At 69.5% G+C, this 26400-nt stretch carries 28 protein-coding genes and 1 tRNA gene; 21 read left to right on the forward strand and 8 right to left on the reverse strand.

Annotation, left to right across the window (positions count from 1 at the left end; genetic code table 11):
• Positions 1–176 precede the first annotated feature (176 nt).
• On the forward strand, positions 177–854 hold the full coding sequence (locus ACO227_RS12730; protein ID WP_423602199.1) for a hypothetical protein: 678 nt from the start codon (positions 177–179) through the stop codon (positions 852–854).
• Between the two features lie 21 nt (positions 855–875).
• On the opposite strand, the gene ACO227_RS12735 is transcribed toward ACO227_RS12730, so the two are convergent.
• Entirely contained in the window at positions 876–1721 is an 846-nt protein-coding gene (locus ACO227_RS12735) for a class I SAM-dependent methyltransferase (protein WP_423602200.1), read from the reverse strand.
• Positions 1722–1793: 72 nt separating this feature from the next.
• Here ACO227_RS12735 and ACO227_RS12740 point away from each other — a divergent pair, with 72 nt between their 5' ends.
• The 4 genes from ACO227_RS12740 (at position 1794) to ACO227_RS12755 (ending at position 4625) form a co-directional block, all read left to right on the forward strand.
• Complete coding sequence (locus ACO227_RS12740) at positions 1794–2231, forward strand: helix-turn-helix domain-containing protein (protein WP_423602201.1); 438 nt, start codon at positions 1794–1796, stop codon at positions 2229–2231.
• Positions 2232–2289: 58 nt separating this feature from the next.
• The gene (locus ACO227_RS12745; protein WP_423602202.1) at positions 2290–2664 is read left to right on the forward strand and encodes a BlaI/MecI/CopY family transcriptional regulator; all 375 of its coding nucleotides are present in this window, start codon (positions 2290–2292) and stop codon (positions 2662–2664) included.
• Positions 2664–4199 (forward strand): M56 family metallopeptidase, encoded by a 1536-nt coding sequence (locus ACO227_RS12750; RefSeq protein WP_423607348.1) that lies wholly within the window; start codon positions 2664–2666, stop codon positions 4197–4199. The genes ACO227_RS12745 and ACO227_RS12750 overlap by 1 nt, the downstream gene beginning before the upstream one ends.
• Before the next feature lie 99 nt (positions 4200–4298).
• Entirely contained in the window at positions 4299–4625 is a 327-nt protein-coding gene (locus tag ACO227_RS12755; protein WP_423602203.1) for a UrcA family protein, read from the forward strand.
• A gap of 87 nt (positions 4626–4712) precedes the next feature.
• On the opposite strand, the gene ACO227_RS12760 is transcribed toward ACO227_RS12755, so the two are convergent.
• On the reverse strand, positions 4713–5501 hold the full coding sequence (locus ACO227_RS12760; protein WP_423602204.1) for an SDR family oxidoreductase: 789 nt from the start codon (positions 5499–5501) through the stop codon (positions 4713–4715).
• Between the two features lie 102 nt (positions 5502–5603).
• Positions 5604–6749 carry an acyl-CoA dehydrogenase family protein gene (locus tag ACO227_RS12765; protein WP_423602205.1) on the reverse strand — a complete coding sequence of 382 codons (1146 nt, stop codon included), beginning with the start codon at positions 6747–6749 and terminating at the stop codon, positions 5604–5606.
• A 168-nt stretch (positions 6750–6917) separates the two neighbouring features.
• Between ACO227_RS12765 and ACO227_RS12770 the strand changes: the two genes are divergently transcribed.
• Genes ACO227_RS12770 through ACO227_RS12780 form a run of 3 tightly spaced genes read left to right on the forward strand, consistent with a single transcriptional unit; the run spans position 6918 to position 9035 of the window.
• Positions 6918–8375 carry an MFS transporter gene (locus ACO227_RS12770; RefSeq protein WP_423602206.1) on the forward strand — a complete coding sequence of 486 codons (1458 nt, stop codon included), beginning with the start codon at positions 6918–6920 and terminating at the stop codon, positions 8373–8375.
• 45 nt (positions 8376–8420) lie between these two features.
• The gene (locus ACO227_RS12775; protein ID WP_423602207.1) at positions 8421–8648 is read left to right on the forward strand and encodes an AbrB/MazE/SpoVT family DNA-binding domain-containing protein; all 228 of its coding nucleotides are present in this window, start codon (positions 8421–8423) and stop codon (positions 8646–8648) included.
• A 3-nt stretch (positions 8649–8651) separates the two neighbouring features.
• A complete protein-coding gene (locus tag ACO227_RS12780) occupies positions 8652–9035 on the forward strand; it encodes a type II toxin-antitoxin system death-on-curing family toxin (RefSeq protein ID WP_423602208.1) in 384 nt (127 codons plus the stop codon).
• Between the two features lie 59 nt (positions 9036–9094).
• On the opposite strand, the gene ACO227_RS12785 is transcribed toward ACO227_RS12780, so the two are convergent.
• A complete protein-coding gene (locus ACO227_RS12785) occupies positions 9095–9253 on the reverse strand; it encodes a hypothetical protein (RefSeq protein ID WP_164513740.1) in 159 nt (52 codons plus the stop codon).
• A 191-nt stretch (positions 9254–9444) separates the two neighbouring features.
• Here ACO227_RS12785 and ACO227_RS12790 point away from each other — a divergent pair, with 191 nt between their 5' ends.
• From ACO227_RS12790 to ACO227_RS12800, 3 genes are read left to right on the forward strand one after another with little or no spacing between them, the layout of a single operon-like run.
• Positions 9445–10830 carry a helix-turn-helix domain-containing protein gene (locus ACO227_RS12790; RefSeq protein ID WP_423602209.1) on the forward strand — a complete coding sequence of 462 codons (1386 nt, stop codon included), beginning with the start codon at positions 9445–9447 and terminating at the stop codon, positions 10828–10830.
• A gap of 4 nt (positions 10831–10834) precedes the next feature.
• On the forward strand, positions 10835–11380 hold the full coding sequence (locus ACO227_RS12795) for a pseudouridine synthase (RefSeq protein WP_423602210.1): 546 nt from the start codon (positions 10835–10837) through the stop codon (positions 11378–11380).
• Between the two features lie 43 nt (positions 11381–11423).
• Positions 11424–12572: a lipase family protein gene (locus ACO227_RS12800; protein ID WP_423602211.1), complete on the forward strand. Its 1149-nt coding sequence runs from the start codon at positions 11424–11426 to the stop codon at positions 12570–12572.
• A gap of 54 nt (positions 12573–12626) precedes the next feature.
• On the opposite strand, the gene ACO227_RS12805 is transcribed toward ACO227_RS12800, so the two are convergent.
• Positions 12627–13844: a diguanylate cyclase domain-containing protein gene (locus ACO227_RS12805; RefSeq protein WP_423602212.1), complete on the reverse strand. Its 1218-nt coding sequence runs from the start codon at positions 13842–13844 to the stop codon at positions 12627–12629.
• A gap of 224 nt (positions 13845–14068) precedes the next feature.
• Between ACO227_RS12805 and ACO227_RS12810 the strand changes: the two genes are divergently transcribed.
• The 5 genes from ACO227_RS12810 to ACO227_RS12830 all read left to right on the forward strand — a co-directional run bounded on the left by ACO227_RS12810 (position 14069) and on the right by ACO227_RS12830 (position 19869).
• Positions 14069–15151, forward strand: coding sequence for an efflux RND transporter periplasmic adaptor subunit (locus tag ACO227_RS12810; RefSeq protein WP_423602213.1), 1083 nt, complete (start codon positions 14069–14071; stop codon positions 15149–15151).
• A complete protein-coding gene (locus tag ACO227_RS12815) occupies positions 15151–18252 on the forward strand; it encodes an efflux RND transporter permease subunit (RefSeq protein ID WP_423602214.1) in 3102 nt (1033 codons plus the stop codon). The genes ACO227_RS12810 and ACO227_RS12815 overlap by 1 nt, the downstream gene beginning before the upstream one ends.
• Before the next feature lie 64 nt (positions 18253–18316).
• A complete protein-coding gene (locus ACO227_RS12820; protein ID WP_423602215.1) occupies positions 18317–18868 on the forward strand; it encodes a TspO/MBR family protein in 552 nt (183 codons plus the stop codon).
• Positions 18869–18894: 26 nt separating this feature from the next.
• Complete coding sequence (locus ACO227_RS12825; protein ID WP_423602216.1) at positions 18895–19230, forward strand: accessory factor UbiK family protein; 336 nt, start codon at positions 18895–18897, stop codon at positions 19228–19230.
• A 135-nt stretch (positions 19231–19365) separates the two neighbouring features.
• A complete protein-coding gene (locus ACO227_RS12830; RefSeq protein ID WP_423602217.1) occupies positions 19366–19869 on the forward strand; it encodes a YbjN domain-containing protein in 504 nt (167 codons plus the stop codon).
• Positions 19870–19926: 57 nt separating this feature from the next.
• Here the strand turns inward: ACO227_RS12830 and ACO227_RS12835 are convergent, their stop codons facing one another.
• On the reverse strand, positions 19927–20640 hold the full coding sequence (locus ACO227_RS12835; protein WP_423602218.1) for a hypothetical protein: 714 nt from the start codon (positions 20638–20640) through the stop codon (positions 19927–19929).
• Between the two features lie 247 nt (positions 20641–20887).
• Between ACO227_RS12835 and ACO227_RS12840 the strand changes: the two genes are divergently transcribed.
• Both ACO227_RS12840 and ACO227_RS12845 read left to right on the forward strand, forming a co-directional pair.
• Positions 20888–21691 (forward strand): pyrroline-5-carboxylate reductase family protein, encoded by an 804-nt coding sequence (locus tag ACO227_RS12840; protein ID WP_423602219.1) that lies wholly within the window; start codon positions 20888–20890, stop codon positions 21689–21691.
• A 59-nt stretch (positions 21692–21750) separates the two neighbouring features.
• Positions 21751–22356, forward strand: coding sequence for a hemerythrin domain-containing protein (locus ACO227_RS12845; protein WP_423602220.1), 606 nt, complete (start codon positions 21751–21753; stop codon positions 22354–22356).
• 82 nt (positions 22357–22438) lie between these two features.
• On the opposite strand, the gene ACO227_RS12850 is transcribed toward ACO227_RS12845, so the two are convergent.
• Positions 22439–22921: a MarR family winged helix-turn-helix transcriptional regulator gene (locus ACO227_RS12850; RefSeq protein ID WP_423602221.1), complete on the reverse strand. Its 483-nt coding sequence runs from the start codon at positions 22919–22921 to the stop codon at positions 22439–22441.
• 49 nt (positions 22922–22970) lie between these two features.
• Here ACO227_RS12850 and ACO227_RS12855 point away from each other — a divergent pair, with 49 nt between their 5' ends.
• From ACO227_RS12855 to ACO227_RS12865, 3 genes are all read left to right on the forward strand, one after another.
• Positions 22971–24077, forward strand: a complete 1107-nt coding sequence (locus tag ACO227_RS12855) for a branched-chain amino acid aminotransferase (RefSeq protein ID WP_423602222.1) — start codon at positions 22971–22973, stop codon at positions 24075–24077.
• A 52-nt stretch (positions 24078–24129) separates the two neighbouring features.
• Positions 24130–24204: transfer RNA gene (locus ACO227_RS12860), tRNA-Gln, on the forward strand.
• A gap of 138 nt (positions 24205–24342) precedes the next feature.
• Entirely contained in the window at positions 24343–25182 is an 840-nt protein-coding gene (locus ACO227_RS12865; RefSeq protein WP_423602223.1) for a glycoside hydrolase family 16 protein, read from the forward strand.
• On the opposite strand, the gene ACO227_RS12870 is transcribed toward ACO227_RS12865, so the two are convergent.
• A complete protein-coding gene (locus tag ACO227_RS12870; RefSeq protein WP_423602224.1) occupies positions 25133–26341 on the reverse strand; it encodes an MFS transporter in 1209 nt (402 codons plus the stop codon). The genes ACO227_RS12865 and ACO227_RS12870 overlap by 50 nt on opposite strands.
• Positions 26342–26400 lie beyond the last annotated feature (59 nt).

A 26400-nucleotide genomic window follows, 5' to 3' on the forward strand; every position in this document is an offset into this window, starting at 1 on the left:
GGTTCCGCACCCTTTAGGGACGGCTCCGCACCACCGCAATCCGGCGCTTTGCAAGGGTTTCGCGGCAATGCCGTTACGGCGCGCGCGGTCGCGGCGGTCATTCTGTGCGAGAATCCGCACAGATCGTGCGCATCGGCGCGATTGTCGCCACCCGACGCCTTCGCTATCCAACCGAAATGACCGCGCCGCCGCCCGAGCAGGACCGTATCGCCCAGCTGGAGGCGAAGGTCGCCGAGCTGTCCGCGCGCGACGGCGGGGTCGGCACCCGGCTGACCAGGCTGCTCAAGCTGATGCCGTGGCTGATGGCCAGCCATTTCCTGATCGGCGCGCCCGCTTTGCTGATCTCGCTCGGCGTCGCCTACGCCACCTTCGTCCAGGCCGAGGCGACCAAGAAGATGCAGCAGGCCGATGCCTGGCCGTTCCTCTCCTACGGCACCAGCAACGTGAACGAGAAGGGCGAGCGGGTGATCTCGCTCGTGCTGTCCAACAATGGCGTCGGCCCCGCGCTGCTCGGTCCGATCGAGATCAGCTATCAGGGGCAGCCGGTCCGCGATCCGCGCGACTTGCTGCGCAAATGCTGCGGACCGGACGGGCTGCGCGGACTCAGTCTTTCCACCTCGCCTTCGTCCGATATCGTCGCCCGCCCCGGCGAGTCGATCAACTTCCTGCAAATCGTCGAAACGCCCGAAAACAAGGCGGTGTGGGACCGGTTCGAGAAGGAGCGGTGGAAGCTCAAGGTCCGCTCCTGCTATTGCTCGATCTTCGACGAATGCTGGACGATCGAGGGCGCGCAGGCCAGGCCCAAGGCGGTCGCGATATGCCCCACCGACTGGACGCGGTTCCGCGAGCGGTAGGGCCGGCGATGACCTGAATACCTAAGCCCTCGCCTCGATCATCCAGCAGGCGGCGGTGAAGCGGACGGTGCCGCCGTCGACGAACGGCTCGAACGCGGCGCGGACGGTGGCGAGCACGCGGTCGCGCGTGGCGGTGTCGAACTGGCGCAGGAAGATGCCGATCCGGCCGAGGTGCGAGAGGTAGGGGAGCAGCTCGCCCTCCGGCATCGTGCATTCGATGTCGACCGGGTTGAGCTCGATGCCCTGCCAGCCGCTTTCGCCGAGGATCGCGCGGACGCGGTCGGCATCGGCGAAGGCGAACTGGCCGGGCGCGCCGGGCTCCATCGGCGGGAGCGGCGGCAGCAGCGGCGCGGCGGCGCGCTCGGCGGTGGTCATGAACGCGTTCTCGGCGGGCGAGCGCCAGGCGATCGCGGCGAGCGGCGCGCCGGACGCCATCGCGGCGCGCAGGCGGGCGAAGGCGGCGACGGGGTCCTCGAAGAACATCACGCCGAAGCGCGAGACGGCCATGTCGAACGGCGCCGGGGGCTCGATCCGCGAGGCGTCGCCGCCGACGAAGCTCGCCTCGACCCCTGCGGGCTCGGCGGCGGCACGCTCGCGGGCGCGGTCGATCATGATCTGCGAGAGGTCGGCGCCGGTGCAGCCGCCGCGCCCCGCGAGCTCGCGCGCGATGGCGAGCGTGGTCGCGCCGGTGCCGCAGCCGATGTCGAGCACGCGGGCCGGCTGGTGCCAGCGCACCGCGCCGACCAGCAGCGCCTCGAACGGCGCGAACAGCCGGTCGAGCTGCGGCTGCATCGCGAGCCAGGCTTCACCCGCCGGGCCGTTCCACAGCTGCGCCTGGTCCATCGCCGGGGTCTTCACCTCTTCCATGATCGTCCTTTCGCTTGATTCGGGGTTCGGGAGCCGGCACTGTGCCACTTCAAGCCGACTTGAGGTCAAGCCATGCATGCCCTGGATATCAGCGCAGTCGCGCAGCGCTCCGGAATTCCGGCATCGACGCTGCGCTATTACGAGGAGCGGGGGCTGATCGCCTCGATCGGGCGGCGCGGGCTCAAGCGCGTGTTCGAGCCGGGCATCCTCGAGCGGCTGGCGCTGATCGCGCTCGGGCGGCAGGCGGGTTTCTCGCTCGACGAGATCGCGGCGATGTTCGACGCGCGCGGCATGGCGGTGATCGACCGCGACATGCTGCGCGCCAAGGCGGACGAGCTCGATGCGCTGATCCAGCGGCTGGCGGCGATGCGCGACGGGCTGCGGCACGCCGCGGCGTGCCCGGCGCCGAGCCATATGGAATGCCCGACCTTCCAGCGCATCGTCCGCGCGGCGGCGAGCGGCGCGCTGGCGCGGCGGGCGGGGGCGGCGCCAAGGCTCGATCGGCCCTGATCATGTAACCGGTTGCTGCTACATTTGTAGCATGCTACAGACGTAGCAGGAGGCCGAGATGATCGAGTCGTTGCCGCGCCGCGAGCGCGAGGTGTTCGAGATCCTGTGCGGGCTGGAGGAAGCGACCGCGGCCGCGGTGCGCAGCGCGATGAGCGACGCGCCGTCGGATTCGGCGGTGCGCACCCTGCTCGCGCGGCTGGTCGCCAAGGGGCTGGTGGCGCACAAGTCGGTCAACCAGGCCTATGTCTATTCGCCCGCCCCGCGCGCCGAAGCGGTGGCGGAGAGCGCGCTGCAGAAGCTGGTCCAGACCTTCTTCCAAGGCTCGGCGGCGAGCGCCGCGACGGCGCTGCTCGGGATGCAGCCGCGGCTCGAGCCCGACGAGATCGAGGCGTTGCAACGGGTGATCGACCAGGCGCGCAGGGAGGCGAAGTGATGCTGCCATTGCTGATCGAACTTGGCTGGAAATCGGCGCTGATCGCGGGCGCGGCGCTGATCGCGGACCGGATGCTGCGCGGGCGGCCGGCTGCGGAACGGGTGTTCGTGCTGCGCCTGGCGATCGGGTTGCTGCTGGCATTGCCGGTCGCGGTGCTGCTGCTGCCGTCGCTCGACCTGGCGTGGCTGCCGGCGCCGGTAGCGCCCGCGCCAGCGGTGCCTGTCGTTGCGGCGAGCGCGGCGCTGCCCGCCGCGCTGCCGCCGAACCCTCGAATCGACGTTGCCGGGCTGTTCTATGCCGGCGGGGTCGGCGCGGTGATGCTGCATCTTGCGCTGGGGATCGCGATCCTGATGCGGTGGACCCGCCGCGGCGCGCCGGTGGACGGCGCCGAATGGACCGAGGCGATGACGCGCGCCACGGCCCGGCTGCGGCGGCCGGTGCGGCTGCTGGTGTCGCGCGACGTCACGACCCCGATCAGCTGGGGGATCGCGCCGGCGTGGATCCTGATCGATGCGACCACGCTCGAGCGGGCGGGCCAGGCCGATGCGGTGCTGGCGCACGAGGCGGCGCATATCCGCCGGTTCGACTGGCCGATGCTGGTCGCGGCGCGGATCGCGGTGGCGCTGTTTTGGTTCAACCCGCTGGTGTGGCTGCTGGCGCGGACGCTGGCGCGGCGCGGCGAGACCGCGGCGGACGAGGCCGCCGTGCGCGGAATCGAGCGCGCCGACTATGCCGAGGCATTGCTTGCCTTTGCGGCGGCGCCAGCGACGCGTGCCGCGGCGACCGGCATGGCGCTGTGGCCCAACGCGCTGGCGGAGCGGATCGCGCATATCGCGATGCACCGGCAGCGGCGCGGGAGCCGTGCCGTGCCCGTGGTGGCGCTGGCATGCGTAGCGCTTGCCGCGCCCCCGCTGGCGGCGGCGAGGCTGGTGCATGCGGTGCCGGCTGAGCCGGTGAGCCGCACGGCCTGGCCGGATCGCGTGGTATCGCGACCCCGTCCGGGGACCACCGCCGCGGCGCGCACGCCATCGGCCGAACGCCCGGTGGCGGCCGGCATTGCGAGCAGCGGGGTGACGAACGCCCCCGTGGCGGCGCCACAAGCAGTCATCCGGCCGGGTACATCCGGGAGCGGCCCGGTGCGGGTGGCGGCGATAGCCGAGCCGGTGCAAGCCGCGGCGTCCGCGCCCCAGCTTGCGAACGCGCCGCGGCCGGCGCCGCAAGAGATGCGGATCGTCGGACAGGGCGGCGCGGAGGTGGTGCGAAACGGCGACAGCGTGACGATCACCGCGGCCCGGGTAGCGGCACCGACCCCCGCAACGGAGGAGACGCCCGACTGGGCGAAGCATGCCGCCGACGAGGTCAGCCAGGCCGCGGTCGAGATGCGCAAAGGTGCGAGGGAGGTCGAGCTGACCGCGGAGTTGCCGGGCGTGACCGCGGCGAAGCGCGCGGAGATTCGCGACCGGGTCAAGCTGATGCGCGCCACCGCCGACGAATTCGACGCCCGGGCACGCGCATTGAGAGGGCGGGGCGGCTGATCGCCGCCTAGCCCCGGGACCTCATCAAGACCGTCAAGAACGCGCGGATTCCGCGCCACGGGACCGGCTTGTCCGGCGACTTCGAAAGGGAGAGCGACGATGCGACTGACCATCCTGATCCCGGCCTTGCTGCTCGCCGGCTGCGTCGAGGGGCGGGCCGAGGCGGTGACCGCGCGGGTAGCCTATGGCGACCTCAGCCTCGACAGCCGCGAGGGGCGGGCGATGCTGCGACAGCGCGTGGCCGGCGCGGCACGCGGCTATTGCGCGGTACACGGCCCGGAGATGACGCCGTACGCCTCGCGCGCCGACCCTTATTATTGCACCGACATGCTGCGCTCGTGGATCGTCGGCGAGATGCGGCCTGAGGTGCGGCGGGCCTATTTTCGCGCGCGGGAGGAGGCCGGGGTGAAGGGGCGGCGGCTGTAGGACCGATCGACCGTCACAGGGCCGTCTTCAATCCGCCTCTCCCCGCGAGAGGAGAGGGAAGATGCGACGAGCTTGGCGCTGCCATTCCTACGCGTCGATGCTGCTGCCCAGCGCGGCGTTGACCAGGCCGCCATCGACCACCAGCGTGTCGCCGACGACATAATCGCTGGCGCGGCTGGCGAGGAAGATCGCGGCGCCGGCCATGTCCTCGGGCGTGCCGACGCGGCGCATCGGAATCGCCTTCGCGACGATCTCGCCATGGTCGCGCGCGGCGCGGTTCATCTCGCTGGCGAAGGCGCCGGGGGCGAGGCTGGTGACGATGATGCCGTCGCGGACCAGCCGCGCGGCCATGCGCTTGGTCAGGTAGATCAGCGCCGCCTTGGACGCATGATAGCTGTAGGTCTCCCACGGGTTGAGCCGCAGGCCGTCGATCGAGGTGATGTTGATCACCTTGGACGGCGCGTCGAAGCTGGCGCGCGCCTTGAGCAGGCCGTGCAGCGCCTGAGTGAGGAAGAAGGGCGACTTGACGTTCAAGTCCATGACCTTGTCCCAGCCGCTCTCGGGGAATTCCTCGAACGCCACGCCCCAGGCGGCGCCGGCATTGTTGACGAGGATGTCGAGATGGTCCTCGCGCGTCGCGAGCTCGGCGGCGAGCGCCTTGCAGCCTTCGACCGTGGAGACGTCCATCGGGAGCGGGATGCAATTGGGGCCGAGCTCGGCGGCGGTCTCCTCGCACGCCGGGGCCTTGCGCGAGGAGATGTAGACCTTGGCGCCCTGGGCGATGAAGCCGGCGGCGATCATCTTGCCGATGCCGCGGCTGCCGCCGGTGACGAGCGCGGTCTTGCCGGTCAGGTCGAAGAAGTTGCTGGTGTCCATGTCTCTCTCCAAGATCGTCACCCCAGCGAAGGCCGGGGTCTTGTGCGTCAGGCCGTTCGCTCCGCAGGTGGAGACCCAGCCTTCGCTGGGTGACGGATTTGGTTATCCGCCGCGCTTGAGCGTCTCCCTCGCGATGATCAGCTGTTGGATCTGGCTGGTGCCCTCGTAGATGCGGAACAGGCGGACGTCGCGGTAGAGCCGCTCGATGCCATAGTCGGCGATATAGCCCGCGCCGCCGAAGATCTGGACGGCGCGGTCGGCGACGCGGCCGACCATCTCGGTCGCGAACAGCTTGGCCGCGGCGGATTCGAGGACGACGTCCCTGCCTTCGTCTTTCGCGGCGGCGGTCTCGAGCACGAGCGCGCGGGCGGCGAGGCATTCGGTCTTGCTGTCGGCGAGCATCGCCTGGATCAGCTGGTGCTCGGCGATCGGCTTGCCGAACTGCCTGCGCTCGGAGGCGTAGGCGACGCAGTCGGCGATGAGGCGCTCGGCGACGCCGACGCTGACCGCGCTGATATGGAGGCGGCCGCGGTCGAGCACGCGCATCGCGATCTTGAAGCCCTCGCCCTCCTCGCCGAGCCGGTTGGCGGCGGGGACGGGGACGTCGTCAAAGATCACGTCGGCGACCTTGGCGCCTTTCTGCCCCATCTTCTTCTCGGGCTCGCCGATCGACACGCCGGGCAGGTCGCGCGGGACGAGGAAAGCGGAGACGCCGCGTGCGCCGGGCGCGTCTCCGGTGCGCGCCATCACGGTGAACAGTTGCGCCTTGTCGGCATTGGTGATGAAGCGCTTGGTGCCGGAGAGGCGATAGACGTCGCCGTCCTTCACGGCACGGGCCTTCACCGCGCCGCTGTCGGAGCCGACATCGGGTTCGGTGAGCGCGAAGCTGGTGATGATCTCGCCGCTGGCGATGCGCGGGAGCCACTCGGCTTTCTGCTCGGGGGTGCCGGCCATGACCAGGCCTTGGCTGCCGATGCCGACATTGGTGCCGAAGGTCGAGCGGAAGGCGGGGGTGGTGCGGCCCATCTCGATCGCGACGCGGCATTCCTCGAGCATCGTCAGGCCGAGCCCGCCATAGTCCTCGGCGATCGACAGGCCGAACAGGCCGAGCGCCTTCATCTCCGCGACGATGGGCTCGGGGATGGCGTCGGCGGCCTCGACCTCGGCCTCGAGCGGGCGCAGGCGCTCGGCCACGAAGCGGCGTACCGTATCGAGCAAGGCATCGAAGGTTTCGGCGTCGAGCGCCATGCGATCCTCCCCTGAAGATGCCGCAGCTATAGCGGCTGAGCGGAGCTGCGCAACATACCCTGATTTTGAAAATCGACGGATTGACGCAGCGGCGCGCCGCCATATGCTGACCCGAAACCGCAAAAAACGGCATGCACGATGCGAACCGGCAGCTGGGGAGAGCGAGCGATGAGCGGCATGGCGCAGGGCGCGGCGACCCCGCAGGCGCGGCGGATCGGCAAGCAGTCGATGCTCGCCTATGGCTTCGGTGCGGTCGCCTATGGCGTCAAGGACGCCGGGTTCCAGACCTTCCTGCTGCTGTTCTACAACCAGGTGATCGGGCTGCCCGCGGTGCAGGTCGGCGCGGCGATCATGGCGGCGCTGATCCTCGACGCGATGATCGATCCGGCGATCGGCGCGGCGTCCGACCGCACGCGCAGCCGCTGGGGCCGGCGGCACCCGTGGATGTACGGATCGGCGATCCCGATCGCGGTCGGCTGGCTGCTGCTGTGGAACCCGCCCGAGCTGCCCAACGCGGCGATGCTCGGCTGGGTGTTCGCGACCGCGGTGATCGTGCGGACGGCGGTGTCGGCGTACGAGGTGCCGTCGGTGGCGCTGACCCCGGAGCTGACCGCGGACTATGACGAGCGCACGCGGATCATGGCGTATCGCTATCTGTTCGGCTGGGCCGGGGGGCTGGCGATGCTGGTCGCGGCCTACACCTTGTTCCTGGTGCCGGGCGAGGGACAGCCCAACGGGCTGCTCAACCGCGAGGGTTATGGCCTGTTCGCGGCGGTCGGCGCGGCGGCGATGGCGGGTGCGATCCTGATCTCGGCGCTGGGCACGCATCACGAGATCAACCGGCTGCCGCGGCCCGAGATCGAGAGGACCACGCTCGGGCAGGTATTCCGCGAGCTGATCGAGACGGTGCGCAACCGCGCGTTCGCGCTGCTGATGCTCGCGGGGCTGTGCGCCTATTCGGCGCAGGGGATCAGCTTCGCGCTGTCGAACTACAACTACACCTTCGTGTGGCTGTTCCCGCTCTCGGCCTTCATGTGGCTGGGCGGGGTGCTGTTCGTGGGGGTGCTCGGCGCCTTCTTCCTCGCGCCGCGAGTCGCCGCGCGCTGGGGCAAGCGCAAGGCGGCGGCGGTGTTCATGAGCCTCGCGCCGGTGCTGCTGGGGCTGCCCTATTGGCTGCGGCTCGCGGGGCTGTTCCCGCCGCCGGGCGATCCGGCGATGCTGCCGGCGCTGTTCGGCATCTTCATCGTCAACACCGTGTGCACGGTTTCCGCCTTCATGCTCGGCGCCTCGATGATGGCCGACGTGGTCGAGCAGTCCGAGGCGCAGACCGGGCGGCGGTCCGAAGGCGTGTTCTTCGCCGGATCCTTCTTCGTCCAGAAATGCACCAGCGGGATCGGCATCGGCCTGGCCGGGCTGATCCTGTGGGTCGCGGGCTTCCCCGACGGGGCGAAGCCGGGGCAGGTGCCCGAGGCGACGGTCGACCGGCTGACGATCGCGTTCACGCTCTGCTACCTCGCGCTCGGCTGGGGCGCGGCGTGGTTCTATGCGCATTTCCCGTTCGGCAAGGCCGAGCATGATGCGCGGATCGCGGCAGGCGCCGGGGCGGCGGAGCCGGCGGCCGGATGAGGGGGATGGCTTGGCTGCCGGTGCGAATTGCGTTATAACATTCGTATGAACAAGCCGCTGAAGCTCATCAAGATCGGGAACTCGACGGGCGTGATCCTGCCCAAGGAGGTGCTCGCGCGCCTGCGGGTTGGGCAGGGGGACGAGGTGAGTGTGTCCGACACCCCGGACGGTGTGACCCTGCGTCGCCATGATGGGGGCTTCGAGGAGCAGATGAAGGCGGCGCGTGAGGTGATGGCGCGGCGGCGGAACGCGCTGCGCGAACTCGCCAAATAGCGCATGAGCTGGATCTGGGTCGATCTTGCGGTCGCGATCGCGACGCATGAGGAGCAGCTCGCCGAGCATGGCGGCGCGATCGGCGTTCGCGATCCCAACATGCTCGAAAGCGCGATGGCGCGGCCGCTCAATCTGGTTGCCTATGGCGAGCCCGATGCTGCGGAGCTGGCTGCCGCGTATGCCTTTGGCATCGCCCGCAATCACCCGTTCGTGGATGGCAACAAGCGCACGGCGGCGGTGGTGAGCGAAACTTTCCTGGTGCTCAATGGCCTGCGGCTGACGTGTGACGATGTGGAATTGGTGACGACCTTTCTCGCGCTGGCCGCGGGCGAGCTTACCGTCGATCAGCTCTCGGACTGGTTCCGCGCACATATCGAGCCGGGCTGACGACGCAAATGCCCGCCGGGTTGCTCCGGCGGGCATCGTCCTCCCCAGGACGGGTGGCTTCAGCCGAGACGGCCGAGGCGATGGTAGAGATTGGCGAACTGGACCGAGCGCGGATCGTCGGCGATCTTGCGCGTGTAATCGGCGACGGCTTCCTTGAGCAGCGCGAAGTCGGCGGTCGAGAAGACCGGGCGGGCGCTGGCGGGTTCGGGGGTCTTCATCGGTGATACTCCTGTAAAGTTCGTGCATCCTGTATGACTCGTGATTGACAAAGCTGACAGAATGGATGCTCCTGGAACGCGGTCACGGTGTGGTTGACACATGACACGCACTTCGAAAGATTGTAAAAAATTAACAGGTTCGTTCGCAGGCATCGCGCAGCGAACGTAACAGGAGCGGGGCGTGTAGGAAAATGGCGGAGCGCAAGCTGTTCGCGGGGCATGCGGTGCGGCGGCTGCGGCGCGGGCAGGGGCTGACGCAAGCGGCGATGGCCGAGATGCTCGGCGTCTCGGCGAGCTATCTCAACCTGGTCGAGCGCAACCAGCGGCCGCTCTCGGCGACGCTGCTGCTCGGCCTTGCGCAGACCTTCGACTTCGACCCGCGCGCGCTGGCGGCGGGCGAGCCGGGCGGGGGCGAGGAGGCGATGCGGCGGCGGCTGGCCGACCCGCTGTTCGCCGATATCGAGATCGACCGCGCCGAGCTCACCGAATGGCTGGCGGGCGCGCCGGGCGGGGCGGAGGCGTTCGCGCGTGCCTATGACCGGATCGGCGCGGGCGGCGCGGGCGCGGCGCCAGGGGAGGGCGAGGAGCCCGGCATGGCGGTGCGCCGCGAGGTCGAGCGCTGGCGCAACCATTTCGCCGATCTCGACGCGGCGGCGGAGACGCTGGCCGACGAGCTGCGCATCGCGTCGAGCGATCCGTTCGGGGCGATGGCCGAGCGGCTGCGCGTCAAGCACCAGCTGTCGATCCGCGTGCTGCCGATCGAGGTGCTGAGCGGGCTGCGCACGCGGCTCGACCTGCATGCGCGGCAGCTGCAGCTGAGCGAAGCGCTCGACCCGCCGAGCCGGGTGTTCGCGCTGGGGCGGCACCTCGCGGTCGAGGCGCGCAGCGAGATCGACGCGCTGGTGCGCGGCGCGGGGTTCGCCGACCGGGTGGCGGAGCGGCTCTACCGGCGGCATCTGGTGGGTTATTTCGCGGCGGCGGTGATGATGCCCTATGCGCGGTTTTTGCGGGCATGCGAGGCCACGGGCTACGACCTCGAGCTGCTGCGGCGGCGCTTCGGGGCGAGCGCCGAGCAGGTCGCGCACCGGCTGACGACGCTGCAGCGCGTCGGCGCGCGCGGGCTGCCCTTCTTCATGCTGCGCATCGACCGGGCGGGGCAGGTGTCGAAGCGCTTTGCCGGGGCCAGCGGGTCGCCGCTGGTGGAATCGCTGATGCCGTGCCCGCTGCTCGACGCCTATGCCGCGTTCCAGCGCGCCGACGAGCGGGTGGTGCAGCTGGTCGAGCTGGAGGATGGGTCGCGCTGGTTCACGAGCTCGCGCTGCGTGTCGCCGCCGGGGGGCTGGGCGGGGGCGGTCAAGGCACGGTTCGTGGTGACTTTGGGGCTCGCGGCGGAGGCGGCCAGGGGGCTGGCGGCGGCGCGCGGGCTGGACTTCGGCGGCGAGGCGACTCCGGTGGGCTTGGGCTGCCGGGCATGCACGCGCGAATGCCCGCAGCGCAGCGCGGCGCCGGTCGGGCGGGCGATGCTGTTCAATGAGCGCGAGGCGGGGGTGTCGCCGTTCGGGTTCGCGGGGGACTGAGCGCGTGCCCCGCCTGATCCTGTTCAACAAGCCCTATGACGTGCTGTGCCAGTTCACGGACAAGGGGACGGTGACGCCGCGCGCGACGCTGTCGGATTATATCGACGTGCCCGGCGTGTATCCGGCAGGACGGCTCGACCGCGACAGCGAGGGGCTGGTGCTGCTGACCGATGACGGGCGGCTGCAGGCGCGGATCGCCGACCCGCGGTTCAAGCTCGACAAGACCTATTGGGTGCAGGTCGAGGGCGAGCCCGATGCGGCCGCGCTGGAGGCGCTGCGGCGCGGGGTGAAGCTCAACGACGGGATGACGCGGCCGGCGCAGGCCGAGCGGATCGACCCGCCCGAGCTGTGGCCGCGCGACCCGCCGGTGCGCTTTCGCAAGAGCGTGCCCGATTGCTGGATCGCGCTGACCTTGCGCGAGGGCCGCAACCGCCAGGTGCGGCGGATGACCGCGGCGGTGGGGCATCCGACGTTGCGGCTGGTGCGCTGGCGGGTGGGGGCGTGGACACTCGACGGACTGGCGCCCGGCGCGTGGCGTGGAACCGACTAGGGCCCTGACCGTTTCGCAAGCGAAATCTGACAGGAGGGGTCGCATGCGTGGTGTGTTCGGTATCCTGACGCGGGTCTCGGCGATGGCACTGCTGGTCGTGCCGGGCATCACATCGGCGCAGCGCGCGCCGCGCGCCGGGACGTTGATCTCGGCTCAGCCGGTGCGCACCGCGCCCGCGGGGATGCGCGCGTGGCGCGTGACCTACTGGACGACGAGCGACCGCAGCCGGCCGATCCAGGTGACCGGCATGGTGATCGCGCCCGATGGCCGTGCCGGCGGCCCGCCGCGCCCGGTGATCGCCTGGACTCACGGGCTGGTCGGCATTTCGGATCGTTGTGCGCCGTCGATCGGCGACGGCAACTTCACCGTCATCCCCGGGCTGCAGGACGCGATCGCGCGCGGCTATACCGTGGTCGCGCCCGACTATCCGGGGCTCGGCTCTGAAGGCGTGCATCCCGCGCTGGTCGGGCAGAGCGAGGGCCGCTCGGCGCTCGACGCGGTGCGGGCGGCGCGCGGCATTCCGCAAGCCAATGCCGGGATTCGCTTCGCGGTGTGGGGCGAATCGCAGGGCGGGCACGCCGCGCTGTGGACCGGTCAGATCTGGTCGAATTACGCTCCCGACCTGCAACTGACCGGGATCGCGGCGATCGTTCCGCCGACCGACCTCCCGCGCAACTTCGCCGAGGGCAGCGACCTGCGCGTGCGAGCGATGCTCACCGCCTATGTGGCGACGAGCTGGTCGCGGCATTACGGCGCGCCGATGTCGGACCTGGGCTCGCGCTCGGTGCAGAATGTGATGACCCGGCTGGCCGACAACAACTGCGTCCAGTTCAACGCCAAGCCCAAGCTCGGCACGATCATCGGCATCGCCATCGCGCAGCGGGCGATCCGCAACCTCGACCTCAGCAAGAAACAGCCATGGGGCCGGCTGATGCGCGAGAACAGCCCGTCGCCCGCCGCGATCCCGGTGCCGGCGCTGATCGCGACCGGCACCGGCGACGTGGTGGTCGCGCCGGCGGTGGTGCGCGACTTCGCGCAGCGCGCGTGCCGGCAGGGCAAGACGGTGCGCTTCCTGTCCATCCAGGGCGGCGAACATGCCACCGTCGCGCGGACCGAAGCGACCGCGACGCTCGACTGGATCGACGCGCGCTTCGCCGGGCGTCCGGCGCCGAGCAACTGCCGGAATTTCTGACGGAGCCTGTTTGGAAATGCGCGGAAGAGCGCATTTCGAGGCGGCACCGGCTTTTCAGGCCCAGCGGAGCCGGTCGCGTCCCTCGCGCTTGGCGCGGTAGAGCGCGGCGTCGGCGCGGTCGGCGAGGACGTCGAAGCGCCCATGGGGCCCGAGCATCGCCGCGCCTCCGCTCAGCGTCAGGAAGCCGGCGGGCGATCCGGCGTGGGGGATGGCGAGTTGGCGGACACGTCCGAGCAGCGCGTCGAACCGCGCCTGCGCCGCGTCGGGCGTGACGCCGTAGAGCAGCACGCAGAACTCCTCGCCGCCGAGGCGCGCGGCCATGTCGAAGGGAGTGCGCAGGTCCGCGCCCAGCGCCTCGGCGACGCGCTGGAGCGCGAGATCGCCGGCGCCATGGCCATAGCCGTCGTTGAAGTGCTTGAAGTGATCGACATCGATGATCGCCAGCGCGACGCCGCAACCGTCGCGCGCGGCGAGCTGCGCGACGCGCTCGGCATGCGCGAACAGGCTGCGGCGATTGGCGAGGCCGGTGAGCGGATCGGTATGCGCCTGGCGGTCGAGGATCGCGGTGAGCAGGAACTGGCGGCGCTGCGAATATTCGCGCAGATAGCCGCCCATCGCCGTGACCGGCATGGCCAGGAGGAGCATCGCGGCGATCTGCATGCGATGCGCGAGCTCGTAATGCGCATCCAGCACGAGCAGGACGAAGATCGAGACCGCGGCCACGACCAAGGCCGCGGCGAGCGCGCGGCGGAAGGTAAGCCCGAGCGGAAGGAAGGCCGCCATCACCACCACGATCTGGGCGCTGTCCGCGGCGAACCCGCCCTTGGTGTGGATGATCCAGGAGCTGAAGGCGATGGCCACCCCCATCGCGGTGTACATCGTCCAGGACAGCCAGCCATAGTCGCCGCGGCGATTGCGGATGACCAGGGCGCCGCCGAGCAGCAGGACCAGCACCGACCAGCGCGCGCCGAGCCAGAGCCACACGGCGGCGTCCATCTGCTGCCACAGGCCGAGCGCCGAGATGCGGTGGAGATCGAGCAGCGCGAAGGCGAGCCAGACGCAGCCGCCGACGCCCGCGCAGATCGCCGCGGAAAGCCGCTCGGTCTCGATCAGCGCGCGGCGATATTCGCTCTCGACCGCGGGCTCGAATCGCAGCCGCCGGAAGCCGCGGCGCAGCTGGCGCGCGTAGCGGTCGTCCGGCGTGCTGGCGAAATCGTTGCGGTGGAACATGCCGAGTGCCGCGCTTCCTGCCCATGAGTCCGGCGGCAACATCGCGCGCACCGTAAGGGCGCGGATCGCAGGCAAAGGTTGGGATTGTGTCAACGGGTCGCCGGAATGGGTATTGCGATGCCCGCGACGTCCGGGAGATGCGGCGGCAGGGCCGGTGGAGCGAGCGCCGGCTCTATGCTGCACTGCGAAAGAACTGACACACTTTTGCGACAAATTCGTGTGACAAGCTTGCCTTCCTCCTTAGGTGTCCATAGCGCACTGGGTTCATGCGAACGATCCTCCCCCTTTTCGCCGCTGCGGCGATGCTTTCGGCTTGCGGTGGTGGCGACGCCGCCGAGAAGAAGGGGCGCCAGGCGCCGCTGGTGACGCTGGCACCGGTGCAGCCGGCGCGCTTCGTCGAGCGGATCGACGCGGTGGGCACGGCGCGCGCCAACGAGCAGGTGACGCTGACCGCGCCGGTGACGCAGCGCATCGTGCGGCTCAATTTCGACGACGGCGCCTATGTCAGCAAGGGCCAGGTGATCGCGGTGCTCGAGGCGGGGACGCAGAATGCGCAGCTCGCCCAGGCGCAGGCGCGGGCGCGCGAGGCGCACCAGCAGCTCGAGCGGCTCGAGGCGCTGAAGGCGCGCGGCTTCGCGACACGCAGCGCGGTCGATGCGCAGGCCGCGCTGGCGGGCGCGGCGCGCGGCGAGGCGGCCGAGGCGCGCGCGGGGATCGCCGACCGCATCGTGCGCGCGCCGTTCGGCGGCTGGGTGTCGCTGCGCAACATCTCGGCCGGCGCGGTGGTCACCGCGGGCACCGAGATCGTGACGGTGAGCGACGTCAGCCGCATCAAGCTCGACTTCGCGGTGCCCGAGACTCTGCTGGCCCAGGTGCGGCCGGGCCAGCCGATCGTGGCGGTCGCCGCCGCCTATCCCGACCAGCCCTTCCGCGGCACGATCGACACGGTCGACCCGGTGCTCAACCCGCAGACGCGCGCGGCGACGGTGCGCGCGGTGCTGCCCAATGGCGACCGCCGGCTGAAGCCCGGCATGCTGCTGACCGTGGCGATCGAGGCGCAGGCGCGGACCTCGCCCGCCGTGCCCGAGCTGGCGATCGTCGGCGAGGGCGAGCAGAGCTATGTCTTCACCGTCGAGAACGGCAAGGCCAAGCGCCTCATGGTGCGCACCGGGCTGCGCCAGAACGGCGTGGTCGAGATCGTCGAGGGGCTGCGGCCCGGGCAGCGCGTGGTGACCGAGGGCGTGGTCAAGATCGCCGAGGGCCAGGACGTGCGCACCGGCGCCCCGGGCGGTGGGCAGCCCAAGGCGGCGGCGTCCAACCCCCCGGCCGGCGGCGGCAAGGCCGGCTGATGCAGCTTTCCGACGTCTCGGTCCGGCGGCCCGTCTTCGCGGCGGTGCTGGCGATCCTGCTGACGATCGTCGGCACCGTCGGCTTCCTGAGCCTGTCGGTGCGCGAATATCCCGATACCGACCCGCCGGTGGTGTCGGTCGAGACCGTCTATACCGGCGCCGCGGCGAGCGTGGTCGAGGCGCGCATCACCCAGCCGATCGAGGAAGTGCTGTCGGGCATTGAGGGGATCGAGACGATCACCTCGCGCTCGCGCGACGGCTCGTCCGACATCTCGATCGAGTTCCGCCCGGGCCGCGATATCGACGCCGCCGCCAACGACGTGCGCGACCGTATCGGCAGCGTGACCGAGGACCTGCCCGAGGAGGCGCTGGCGCCCGAAGTGCGCAAGGTCGATGCGGATTCGAACCCGATCCTGTTCCTCGTCGTGTCGCGGCCGGGCTGGAACCGGCTCCAGCTGTCCGACTATGTCGACCGCAACCTGGTCGACCGGTTCAGCACGATCGACGGCGTGGCGCGCGTGTTCGTGGGCGGCGAGGCGCGGCCGTCGATGCGCGTGTGGCTCGACGCCAACAAGCTGGCGGCGTTCGCGCTGACCCCGGCGGACGTCGAGACCGCGCTGCGCAACCAGAATGTCGAGCTGCCCGCCGGGCGCATCGAATCGCAGCAGCAGAACGTCACCCTGCGCGTCGACCGGCCGTTCGGATCGGCCGAGAGCTTCGCCGGGCTGGTCGTCGGGCGCGGGCCGGACGGCTATCTGGTGCGGCTGGGCGACGTCGCCAAGGTCGAGCAGGAGGCGGAGAACCCGTACAGCTCGTTCCGCCTCAACGGGCAGCCGGCGGTGGGCCTGGGCGTGGTGCGCCAGTCGGGCGCCAACACGCTGGCGGTGGCGGACGCCGCGAAGAAGACCGCGGAGGAGCTGCGCCCGAACCTGCCCGAGGGGATGACGATCACGGTCGGGTCCGACGATTCGCAGTTCATCGGCCGCGCCATCGACGGGGTGTGGCACACGCTGGCCGAGGCGGCGGTGCTGGTGGTGCTGGTGATCTTCCTGTTCCTGGGATCGTGGCGCGCGACGCTGATCCCGGCGGTGACGGTGCCGATCTGCCTGCTCGGCGCGTTCGCGGTGCTGTGGGCGTTCGGCTTCTCGATCAACCTGCTGACCCTGCTCGCACTGGTGCTGGCGATCGGCCTGGTCGTCGACGACGCGATCGTGGTGCTCGAGAATGTCTATCACCGCATCGAGGAAGGCGAGCCGCCGCTCGTCGCCGCGTTCAAGGGCACGCGGCAGGTCGGCTTCGCGGTGATCTCGACCACGTTGGTGGTGTGCGCGGTGTTCGTGCCGATCTGCTTCCTTGCCGGCCAGACCGGGCTGCTGTTCCGCGAGCTCGCGGTGGCGATGATCGGTGCGGTGGCGTTCTCCGGCTTCCTCGCGCTCAGCCTGACGCCGATGCTGTGCTCGAAGATGCTCAAGAAGCAGGAGCGCGGGCGCTTCACCGGGTGGATCGACGACCGGTTCCGGCAGCTCGAGAATTTCTACGGGCGCTGGCTCGACAAGGCGATCGACCGCCCGCTGATCCCGCTGGCCGGCGTCGTGCTGTTCCTCGGCGTCGCGGTGGCGGGCTTCCTGACGCTCCAGGCCGAGCTCGTCCCGGCCGAGGACCAGGGCGTGGCGCAGGTGCAGCTGACCGCGCCCGAGGGCACCGGCTTCGACCAGATGGACCGCTACATGACCGACACCCAGGCCAAGCTGCTGCCGATGGTCGGCGACGGCGCGGTGCGGTCGATCATCACGCGCACCCCGGGCGGGTTCGGCGCGAGCGACGATTTCAACAACGGTGCGTTCGTGGTGTTCCTGAAGCCCTGGGAGGAGCGCGAGACGACCACCCAGCAAGTGGCGCAGCAGATCAACCGCATCCTCGCCAACGAGCCGGCCGTGCGCGGCAACGCGCAGGTGCGCTCGGCGCTGAGCCGCGGGCGCGGCCAGCCGATCGGCTTCGTGATCGCAGGCAACACCTATGAGGAGCTGGCGCGCGCGCGCGACCGCATCCTGGCCGCGGCGGCGAACAATCCGGGGATCATCAACCTCGATTCGGACTATAAGGAGACCAAGCCGCAGCTGCGCGTCGAGGTGGACACGACGCGCGCGGGCGACCTCGGCGTGTCGGTCAACGACGTCAGCCAGGCGCTGCAGACCTTGCTCGGCTCGCGCCGCGTCTCGACCTATGTCGACCGCGGCGAGGAATATCGCGTGATCGTGCAGGCGGATGCGGCGGGCCGCTCGACGCTCGCCAACCTTGCCAGCATCTATGTCCGCGCGCGCGACGGCGGGCTGGTGCCGCTGTCCAACCTGGTGACGACGCGCGAGGTGTCCGGCCCGCGCGACCTCGGCCGGTACAACAAGCTGCGCGCGATCACGTTGTCGGGCGGCCTCGCCCCCGGCTATTCGCTGGGCGAGGCGCTGACCTTCCTGCAGAACCAGGCGGCGGCATCGCCCGAGGTGATCGCGGTGGGCTATCGCGGCGAGAGCCAGGCGTTCGTCGAGACCGGCGGATCGATCCTGCTCGTCTTCGCGCTGACCATCGTGATCGTCTATCTGGTGCTCGCCGCGCAGTTCGAGAGCTTCGTGCATCCCGGCGTGATCATCATGACCGTGCCGCTGGCGGTGGCGGGCGGCATGCTCGGGCTCGCGCTGATGGGCAAGACGCTCAACCTCTACAGCCAGATCGGCATCGTCATGCTGGTGGGGCTGGCGGCGAAGAACGGCATCCTCATCGTCGAGTTCGCCAACCAGCTGCGCGACGAGGGCAAGGCGATCGGCGAGGCGATCCGCATGGCCTCCGCCCGCCGCCTGCGCGCGATCCTGATGACCTCGATCGCGACCGCCGCCGGCGCGGTGCCGCTGATGATCGCGACCGGCGCGGGCGCCGCGGCGCGCCAGTCGATCGGCGTCGTGATCGTGTTCGGCGTGATCCTGGCGACGCTGATCACGCTCTTCCTGATCCCGATCCTCTACAGCAGGCTTGCGAAGTGGACCGGTTCGCCGCAAGCAGTGAGCCGCGAGTTGGACGCGGCGATGGGGACGCCGCAGCCGGCGGAGTAAGGGGCGGTGGAGTAAGGGCCGGCCGAGTAATGCCCGCGTAAACCTCATCCAATAGAGGGATTCGATGGAGATTGCGTCCAAGGGTCAGCTGCGCCTCGCCTTTCTGCGCTGGGCGATCGTCACCGTACCGTTCATCCTGCTGCTGGGTTTCGCTTCGGGGCGGCTGTTCCCGAGCGGCGAGGCGAATCTGTGGTACCAGATGCTGCAGAAGCCCGCCGAGACTCCGCCGGGCTGGGTGTTTCCGGTGGCATGGACCGCGCTCTACGTGCTGCTCGGCCTGGCGCTGGCGATGATCATCAACGCGCGCGGATCGCGGCTGCGCGGGCCGGCGCTGGCGCTGTTCGGCGTGCAGATGGCGGCGAACCTCGCCTGGTCGCCCTTGTTCTTCGGCTTCCACCAGGTGTCGGCGGCACTGCTGTTGATCGGGGCGATCTTCGTTCTCGCGCTCGCCACGGCGATCCTGTTCGGGCGGATCCGCAAGGGCGCGGCGTGGCTGATGGTGCCCTATCTGGCGTGGCTGGGCTTCGCCGGCGTGCTCAACTACAAGATCGACCAGCTGAACCCCAATGCGGAAACCCTTGTGCCCGGGCAATCCGCACCCCAAATGTCCATCTGAAATATTTCAGTATCAGGCCGAGTTACATGCAGAGCGACAACCGCATTTTCGACGATTTCGTGAAGGTACTCAACGGCGCGGCCGGCACCTTTGCGGGCATGGCGCGCGAGGGCGAGGCGGCGGCGCGCGAGCGCTTCAAGGGCTTTGTCGGCGGGATGGACTTCGTCGCCCGCGACGAGTTCGAGGCCGTGAAGGCGATGGCCGCGGCGGCGCGCGACGAGAATGAGGCGTTGAAGGCGCGGATCGAGGCACTCGAGGCGAAGCTGGACGGCGCGGCTGCGGCGTCCGCTGCCAAGGCGCCCAAGGCCACGACGCCGAAGAAGGTGCGGACCAAGAAGGGCGATGCCGATCCGGCGCTCTAGTTTTGGGGCCGCGACGGCCCTTCTGGAACCGCGCTTTTCCACATCTATTTACGCTTTGTTCACCATCAGCGCTTGTGCAGCGCAACGACGCAAGGCACCCATGCATTAGGCAAGGGCCGGGCGGAGGACGACCGGATGCTCGACGAGAGCGAATATGAGCGCGACGATGCCGCGCCGATCGACATGCTGGAAAGCTATTACGCGGCGCATGGCTGGAGCCATGAGCGCGAGGACGACGAGGTCGTCGCGCGCGTCAAGGGCAGCTGGACCGAATATGAGCTGCGCGCGATCTGGCGCGAGGACGACGGGGTGCTCCAGTTCCTGGCGTTCCCCGACGTGCGCGTGCCCGAGGAACGGCGCGGCGACATCTACGAGGCGATCGGGCTGGTCAACGAGCAGCTGTGGATCGGGCATTTCGAATTATGGTCGTCGAGCGGCATCCTGCTGTTCCGCCACGCGGCGATGATCCCGGGCGAGGATGGCGCAGCGATGTCACTCGCCCAGACCGAGCTGCTGGTCGAGAGCGCGATCGACGAGTGCGAGCGCTTCTACCCGGTGTTCCAGTTCGTGCTGTGGGGCGGCAAGTCGCCGAAGGAGGCACTGGCCGCGGCGCTGATCGAGACCCAGGGCGAGGCCTGAGGGTCAGGGAACGTCACGGGTGGAAGGCGGGGTGTCGCAATCTGTGTAGCCACCCGCCTAATTGATCAGCGATCGTGCGACGTCGGACCACCAGGCGCTGCCGGCAATCACAAATCTGAGCGGCTCGCAAATCAGGGTGAGAATCCCACCCCAAAGCGTGACCGGATGCAGGCGCCCCGAGGACCGCAGGTCAAACAGGACCAGGGCCGCCAGAAATAGGTTCGCAATGATCATCGCTCCAAGTACGCCGCGAGGCAGAAACGGGAGCAAGGCCGTCATCCGGGCCAAGGCCGGGAATACCACGTTGATCGTCGCCAAAAGCATATAGCGCTTATGATAGTCCGGCCGATGGCGATTGACGAATGCGCACGCCACGAACAGCGCAAACAAGCCGATCGCGATAAATGGAAATATCAGGAACGCCTCGCGTGTGAAAACAGGGGGAGGCTGTGACCGAGTGATCGCCACCACGATCCCCAGCACGATCATGACTATGGCAAGGCCTATACCAATTGCGCCGGTCACGACGTGGATGTCCGGGCGCCGGGCGGAGATCAGGCTTGCCTGAAGGCCAAAGAGCAACACCCAGGTGGTAAAGAGGGCCCCGTGAACATGAACCAGCGGCGCGAGGCTCGCGGCACCCGTGTAGGTCATCAGGTAATAGCTTCTCGCGAACCCGGCAAAGGTGCAGATCGCCAACGCAACCGCCATCGCGAGGAAGAAGCGTCGCTCTCCGGTTAGCTGCAAGCTTGGCGCCGCGACAGTCGACATGTCCCCGCCCCGTGATGAGTGCGCAGATACTTCATGGGATTAACATGCCCTGGCAGGATCGCCAACGCGCCCATCCGAGGCACCGCCAATGTCCGCAACCGGAACGCCGGTGGACAAAGCCCATCCGGTCGTCACCCGGCCTTGTGCCAGGGCGCAGCTTGCCGCAAGGGCTGGGCTTGCGGCTCGGGCGACACGCCGGACGCGGTGGACCCCGGCACGCGGCCGGGGTGACGTTCGGGAGCGAGACATGGCCCTTCCCAAGACTCTCTGGCTGATCGGCTGCGGCAATATGGCCGGGGCGATGCTGCGGCGGTGGATCGCGGCGGGGACGGTGCGGGGGGAGGACGTGTTCGTGCTCAACCGGCGCGAGCAGGAATTGCCCGGCGGCGTGCGGCAGGGACGGGTGCCGCCCGAGGGGCCGCTGCCCGATGCGGTGATGCTGGGGGTGAAGCCGCAGCAGATCGACGAGGTGGCGGGGCAGGTCGCGGACCGCATCGCGGGCGTGCCCTTGCTGGTGTCGATCCTCGCCGGGGCGGACGAGGCGGCGGTCGCGGCAAGGTTCGCGGCGAAGGCGATCGTGCGGGCGATGCCCAACCTGCCGGTCGAGCTTGGCAAGGGCGTGGTGATCCTGCAATCCGACGGCGCCGGGCCCGACGCGCGCGCGGCGGTCGAGGCGCTGATGGCGCCGCTCGGGCTGTTCGAATGGACCGATGCCGCGCAGTTCAACGTCATGGGCTGCCTCAGCGGCTGCGGGCCGGCCTATGCCTATCGCTTCATCGACGCGCTCGCGGCGGCGGGGACCGAACTCGGCGTGCCGGCGGAGCAGGCGTTGCGGCTGGCACTGGCGGCGGTCGAGGGCGGGGCCTTGCTCGCGGCCGCATCCAGCGACACGCCCGCCGTGCTGGCGGACAAGGTCGCGAGTCCGGGCGGCTCGACGCGTGCGGGCCTGAACGTGCTCGATGCCGACGATGCGATCAGGCGGCTGCTGGCCGAGACGCTCGCCGCGTCGGTGCGGCGGGATGCCGAAATGGCGGCCGCAGCGCGCGGCTGAGGGGAACGAGGTCGCTGCCAATGGGTTGAAGCGCCACACTCTTTGGACGGAGGCAGGTGATGGCGACGACGACTCAGGCCCGCGACAGCAAGGGCCGCTTCAAGGACGAGAATGGCAATCGCATCGGCAACTTCGGCGCGATCGCCGGGGCCGTGGCCGGCGGCGCGGCGCTGGGGGTGCTGGCGATGCTCGGGCGCAAGGCGGCGGTGCAGTCGGCGACCGCGCTGGCGGGCGACTGGATGGACGGGCTGATCGCCGAGCATCAGGCGGTGCTCAAGCTGTTCGACGCGATCGAGGCGACCGAGGACAAGGCCTCGGGCCGCCGCGCGATGTTGCTGATGCAGATCAAGCACGCGCTCGCCAAGCACGCGATCGAGGAGGAGAATGTGATCTATCCGGCGTTGCGCGAGTCCGGGAAGATCGAGGAAGCCGACGAGCTCAACCGCGAGCATGGCTATGTGAAGCAATATCTCTACGAGCTGGAGAACATGCCGAACACCGGCCCGGCGTTCCTCGAGAAGGTGCGCAAGTTCCGCGCCGACCTCGAGGAGCATATGGACGAGGAGGAGGAGCGGCTGTTCCCGGCGCTGCGCACGCAGCTGTCGGAGGAGAAGAACAAGCTGTTGACGACCGCGATGAACAAGGAAGGGTTCAAGGTGGCTTGAGCGGATCGGCCGCTCCCGTCCCACTACCGTCACCCTGAAACGAGTTCAGGGTGACGGCGTATCCGCGTGAGTGGAGCCGCCCTTAGCGGCCGAGCGCCGAGACGCGCTTGCGCTCGGCCTCGGGGACCAGGCCTTCGAGCACCGCCCAGAAGCCGCCGACCGCGCCCTGGCCGGCGCTCGAATAGGCGGCCGACATCTTGTCGCGCAACGCGTCGAACAGCTCGGCTTCGAGCTTCGTGCCTTCGGGCGTGAGCCGCAGCAGGCGCTGGCGGCGATCCTCACGGCCGGGGCGAGTCTCGATCAGCCCGCGCTCGGTGAGATCGCCGAGCACGCGGCCGAGCGACTGCTTGGTGATCGCGAGCAGCGCGATCAGCTCGCCCACCGTCAGATCCGGCTGGCGCGCCACGAAATAGAGCGCGCGGTGATGCGCGCGGCCGAGCCCTTGCGCCGCCAGCCCCTCGTCGATCGAGCGCGTCAGATGGCTGTAGCCGAAATAGAGCAATTCGACCCCGCGCCGGATCTCGGCTTCGCGCAGGAACAGGGGAGAGGCAGTTGGGACAGCCATGTTGACCTGTTTTGCCATCGGGCCTAGGCGTGCGCAACCACATCTTCCGATGTCCTTTGAGGAGACCGACGTGAGCAGCGCCACCTTCGCCTTCGAAGCCAATCCGGCCCCGATCGAAGCGAGCGAGCGCAGCCGTATTCTCGAGAATCCGGGCTTCGGCAAGGTCTTCACAGATCACATGGCGATGGTGCGCTGGTCCGACGACAAGGGCTGGCACGACGCCAGGATCACCGCGCGCGGGCCGCTGACGCTCGATCCGGCGACCGCCGTGCTGCACTATGCGCAGGAGATCTTCGAGGGGCTCAAGGCCTATCGCATGGAAGATGGCGGCACCGCGCTGTTCCGCCCGCTCGAGAATGCCCGCCGCTTCCGCGAGTCGGCGCAGCGCATGGCGATGCCCGAGCTGCCCGACGAGCTGTTCCTCGGGTCGATCGAGGCGCTGGTAAAGGCCGACCGCGACTGGATCCCGCAGATCGAGGGCGGCTCGCTCTATCTGCGCCCCTTCATGTTCGCGAGCGAGGTGTTCCTGGGCGTCAAGCCGGCGGCGGAGTATCTCTACCTCGTCATCGCCTCGCCGGCAGGCAATTATTTCAAGAGCGGCGCCCCGGCGGTGTCGATCTGGGTGTCGGACCATTATACCCGCGCCGCGCCTGGCGGCACCGGCGCGGCCAAGTGCGGCGGCAACTATGCCGCGAGCCTGGTGGCGCAGGCCGAGGCGATCCGCGAGGGTTGCGACCAGGTGGTGTTCCTCGACGCGGCCGAGCGCCGCTGGGTCGAGGAGCTGGGCGGCATGAACCTGTTCTTCGTGTTCGACGACGGCAGCATCTCCACGCCGCCGCTCGGCACGATCCTGCCCGGCATTACGCGCGAATCCATCCTGGCGCTGGCGCGCGACCAGGGCATCGCGGTGCGCGAGGCGCCCTATGCGATCGACCAGTGGCAGGCGGACGCGGCGAGCGGCAAGCTGGTCGAGACCTTCGCCTGCGGCACGGCGGCGGTGGTGACCCCGGTCGGCAAGGTGAAGGGCCGCGACGGCGAGTTCACCATCGGCAGCGGCGGACCGGGACAGGTGACGCAGGCGCTCAAGGCCAAGCTCACCGCGATCCAGCGCGGCCAGGCGCCCGACCCGCACAACTGGGTGCACCGCTTCGCCTGAACCTCTTCCAATCCGCGGAAGGGCACACTAAGGGCGTGCCTTCCGCACATGCTGGGGCGTAGCCAAGCGGTAAGGCAGCGGTTTTTGGTACCGCCATGCGCTGGTTCGAATCCAGCCGCCCCAGCCAGCGCGACCTCTCGCCTGTTGACGCGAAGCGGCCGGAAGGCGGCCGAGGGATAGCGATTGACGGGTGGCCGCGCTGCGTGAGAACGTTCACAACGCTGACGGAGAGGACGGATCCATGTGGCTTGCGATCATGGCCGCGATGCAGACGGCATCCCTGGGCGCGACCAACGTCAAGGCCGATGTGCGGATGACGGCGCCGGCTGCGAAGCCGAGCTTCGCCGACGAATTCGACGGCCCGGAGATCGACACCGGCAAATGGCGGTTCGACACGCACCGCAACCGCGAGGGCTGGTACAATAACGAGCGCCAATATTATGCCGACGCGCGGCCCGAGAATGCGCGGATCGAGGATGGCGCGCTGGTGATCGAGGCGCGGCGCGAGTCGCTCAAGGGCAAGGTCAAGGACTGGGGCGGGCAGGCGTATAGTTCGGCCAAGCTCGTGACGCGCGAGCGCTATGGCTATGGCTTCTACGAGATTCGCGCCAAGCTGCCGTGCGGGCGGGGAATGTGGCCGGCGATCTGGATGCTGCCGTCCGGCGAGACATGGCCCGATGGCGGCGAGATCGACATCATGGAGATGGTCGGGTGGGACGCCAATGTGATCCATGCGACGCTCCACACCGGCGCATTCAACCACGCCAAGGGCACCCAGCGCGGCGCGCAGGTGACGGTGCCGAGCGCGTGCACCGCCTATCATCGCTATCAGCTCGACTGGCGGCCGGGCGTGATCACGATCGGGGTCGACGGGCGCGGGCATATGCAGGTCAAGGACGACCAGCCCGGCGGCTTGGCGGCATGGCCGTTCGTGCGGCCTTATGAGCTGATCCTCAACCTCGCGGTGGGCGGCGACTGGGGCGGGAAGCACGGGATCGACGATGCCGCGCTGCCGCAGCGCATGCATGTCGACTATGTGCGCTATTGGCGCGCGCCTAGCGGTGGTGGCGGATCGCCAGCACCAGCATCCCGCCCAGCAGAGTGAGGCCGGCGAGCGCAAGCATCACCAGGCTGAAATCGGTCGGCGTTGCCAGCGCCCAGGTGAGCGCGAGGCCGGCCAATGCCGGCAGGGTGTTGGTCAGGTTGATCAGCCCGAGGTCGCGGCCGCGATGGCGCGGATCGGGCAGCAGCTGCATCGCGAAGCCCGAATGCAGCGAGAGGAACACCGCCGAGCCCATCGCATAGAGGGCGAAGGCGATCGCCGCCGACCACCAGCTCCACGCAACCGCAAGCCCGGCCGAGCCGAGCGCGGCGAGCGCGCCAAAGGCGAGGAGGAAAGGCTTGCGGCGCCCGATCCGGTCCGACCAGCGGCCCGCGAGCACCGCGACGGGTAGCGGAAGCAGATAGGCGACGGTCATGAGGTGGCCGAGCGCGCCCACTCCTTTCGCGGCGGGTGTCGAAGGATCGACCGTCGCGAAATAATAGACAAGGTAGAGCGACAGCGCGTTGCCGGCGACCTGCACCAGCAACCGCGCCGTCCAGGCGACCGCGAGGTCGCGGCCGGACAACCGGGACTCGCCGGCTTCAGACTGGCCTGGCGGCGCGGCCCGGGGTGCGGTGACGAGCAATGGGAGAACGCAGAGCAGCACCGCGCCGAAGACGAAGGCGAGCCGCGCGGGCTCACGCGTGATGCCGATCGTGAGCATCATCGCCCCGACCGCCGCCGCAAGCGGCGCGCCGAGCGCGATCAGCCCGCCCGCCAGGCCCTTTTGCGCGTCGGGTACCTCGTCGGCCATCACCGCGAACATCGGGGCCAGCACGGCGTTCACCGCGGTCTGGAACAGCGCGATCGCCGCAACGATCTGAAGCGGCGTCGAGGCCAAGTCGACGCAGGCGAAGGAAGCGGCCAGGCCTGCGAGGCCGAATGCAATCCACTTGCGTCGCCCGCGCCCGCGCGCGACCGAACGATCGCTGAGCCAGCCGAACAGCAGGTTCGAGATACTTGCCGCGATCGCGCCGACGATCACCGTGGCCGTGAAGGCGGCAAGGCGGTCATCGCCCGCAATCTCCCCGACCTTGACCGGAAGCAGCAGGGTGAGCAGCGGCAGGAAGCCGATCACCCCGCCGGCGTTGGCCAGCGCGACGAGAAGGATGAAATGGAGCGATCGCCGGTTCGGCGGCTCCGGCTGAACACTGCTCCCCAAGGCACCCCGTCCGCGCCCCGGTCGCCACGCCTGCGTTGGCCGCAGGCGCCGCCGGGACG

The organism is Sphingomonas sp. MS122 (assembly GCF_049532975.1).
Taxonomy (GTDB): domain Bacteria; phylum Pseudomonadota; class Alphaproteobacteria; order Sphingomonadales; family Sphingomonadaceae; genus Sphingomonas.

What these genes read in the sequence shown, in the direction of transcription:
- ACO227_RS12800 (WP_423602211.1), top strand. Translation starts at nt 11,424, where the DNA reads ATGCGTGGTGTGTTCGGTATCCTGACGCGGGTCTCGGCGATGGCACTG.
- ACO227_RS12770 (WP_423602206.1), top strand. Translation starts at nt 6,918, where the DNA reads ATGAGCGGCATGGCGCAGGGCGCGGCGACCCCGCAGGCGCGGCGGATC.
- ACO227_RS12845 (WP_423602220.1), top strand. Translation starts at nt 21,751, where the DNA reads ATGGCGACGACGACTCAGGCCCGCGACAGCAAGGGCCGCTTCAAGGAC.
- ACO227_RS12850 (WP_423602221.1), bottom strand. Translation starts at nt 22,921, where the DNA reads ATGGCTGTCCCAACTGCCTCTCCCCTGTTCCTGCGCGAAGCCGAGATC.
- ACO227_RS12815 (WP_423602214.1), top strand. Translation starts at nt 15,151, where the DNA reads ATGCAGCTTTCCGACGTCTCGGTCCGGCGGCCCGTCTTCGCGGCGGTG.
- ACO227_RS12865 (WP_423602223.1), top strand. Translation starts at nt 24,343, where the DNA reads ATGCAGACGGCATCCCTGGGCGCGACCAACGTCAAGGCCGATGTGCGG.
- ACO227_RS12790 (WP_423602209.1), top strand. Translation starts at nt 9,445, where the DNA reads ATGGCGGAGCGCAAGCTGTTCGCGGGGCATGCGGTGCGGCGGCTGCGG.
- ACO227_RS12820 (WP_423602215.1), top strand. Translation starts at nt 18,317, where the DNA reads ATGGAGATTGCGTCCAAGGGTCAGCTGCGCCTCGCCTTTCTGCGCTGG.
- ACO227_RS12810 (WP_423602213.1), top strand. Translation starts at nt 14,069, where the DNA reads ATGCGAACGATCCTCCCCCTTTTCGCCGCTGCGGCGATGCTTTCGGCT.
- ACO227_RS12855 (WP_423602222.1), top strand. Translation starts at nt 22,971, where the DNA reads ATGTCCTTTGAGGAGACCGACGTGAGCAGCGCCACCTTCGCCTTCGAA.
- ACO227_RS12730 (WP_423602199.1), top strand. Translation starts at nt 177, where the DNA reads ATGACCGCGCCGCCGCCCGAGCAGGACCGTATCGCCCAGCTGGAGGCG.
- ACO227_RS12780 (WP_423602208.1), top strand. Translation starts at nt 8,652, where the DNA reads ATGAGCTGGATCTGGGTCGATCTTGCGGTCGCGATCGCGACGCATGAG.
- ACO227_RS12805 (WP_423602212.1), bottom strand. Translation starts at nt 13,844, where the DNA reads ATGTTGCCGCCGGACTCATGGGCAGGAAGCGCGGCACTCGGCATGTTC.
- ACO227_RS12775 (WP_423602207.1), top strand. Translation starts at nt 8,421, where the DNA reads ATGAACAAGCCGCTGAAGCTCATCAAGATCGGGAACTCGACGGGCGTG.
- ACO227_RS12830 (WP_423602217.1), top strand. Translation starts at nt 19,366, where the DNA reads ATGCTCGACGAGAGCGAATATGAGCGCGACGATGCCGCGCCGATCGAC.
- ACO227_RS12745 (WP_423602202.1), top strand. Translation starts at nt 2,290, where the DNA reads ATGATCGAGTCGTTGCCGCGCCGCGAGCGCGAGGTGTTCGAGATCCTG.
- ACO227_RS12760 (WP_423602204.1), bottom strand. Translation starts at nt 5,501, where the DNA reads ATGGACACCAGCAACTTCTTCGACCTGACCGGCAAGACCGCGCTCGTC.
- ACO227_RS12765 (WP_423602205.1), bottom strand. Translation starts at nt 6,749, where the DNA reads ATGGCGCTCGACGCCGAAACCTTCGATGCCTTGCTCGATACGGTACGC.
- ACO227_RS12825 (WP_423602216.1), top strand. Translation starts at nt 18,895, where the DNA reads ATGCAGAGCGACAACCGCATTTTCGACGATTTCGTGAAGGTACTCAAC.
- ACO227_RS12750 (WP_423607348.1), top strand. Translation starts at nt 2,664, where the DNA reads ATGCTGCCATTGCTGATCGAACTTGGCTGGAAATCGGCGCTGATCGCG.
- ACO227_RS12740 (WP_423602201.1), top strand. Translation starts at nt 1,794, where the DNA reads ATGCATGCCCTGGATATCAGCGCAGTCGCGCAGCGCTCCGGAATTCCG.
- ACO227_RS12755 (WP_423602203.1), top strand. Translation starts at nt 4,299, where the DNA reads ATGCGACTGACCATCCTGATCCCGGCCTTGCTGCTCGCCGGCTGCGTC.
- ACO227_RS12735 (WP_423602200.1), bottom strand. Translation starts at nt 1,721, where the DNA reads ATGGAAGAGGTGAAGACCCCGGCGATGGACCAGGCGCAGCTGTGGAAC.
- ACO227_RS12785 (WP_164513740.1), bottom strand. Translation starts at nt 9,253, where the DNA reads ATGAAGACCCCCGAACCCGCCAGCGCCCGCCCGGTCTTCTCGACCGCC.
- ACO227_RS12840 (WP_423602219.1), top strand. Translation starts at nt 20,888, where the DNA reads ATGGCCCTTCCCAAGACTCTCTGGCTGATCGGCTGCGGCAATATGGCC.
- ACO227_RS12835 (WP_423602218.1), bottom strand. Translation starts at nt 20,640, where the DNA reads ATGTCGACTGTCGCGGCGCCAAGCTTGCAGCTAACCGGAGAGCGACGC.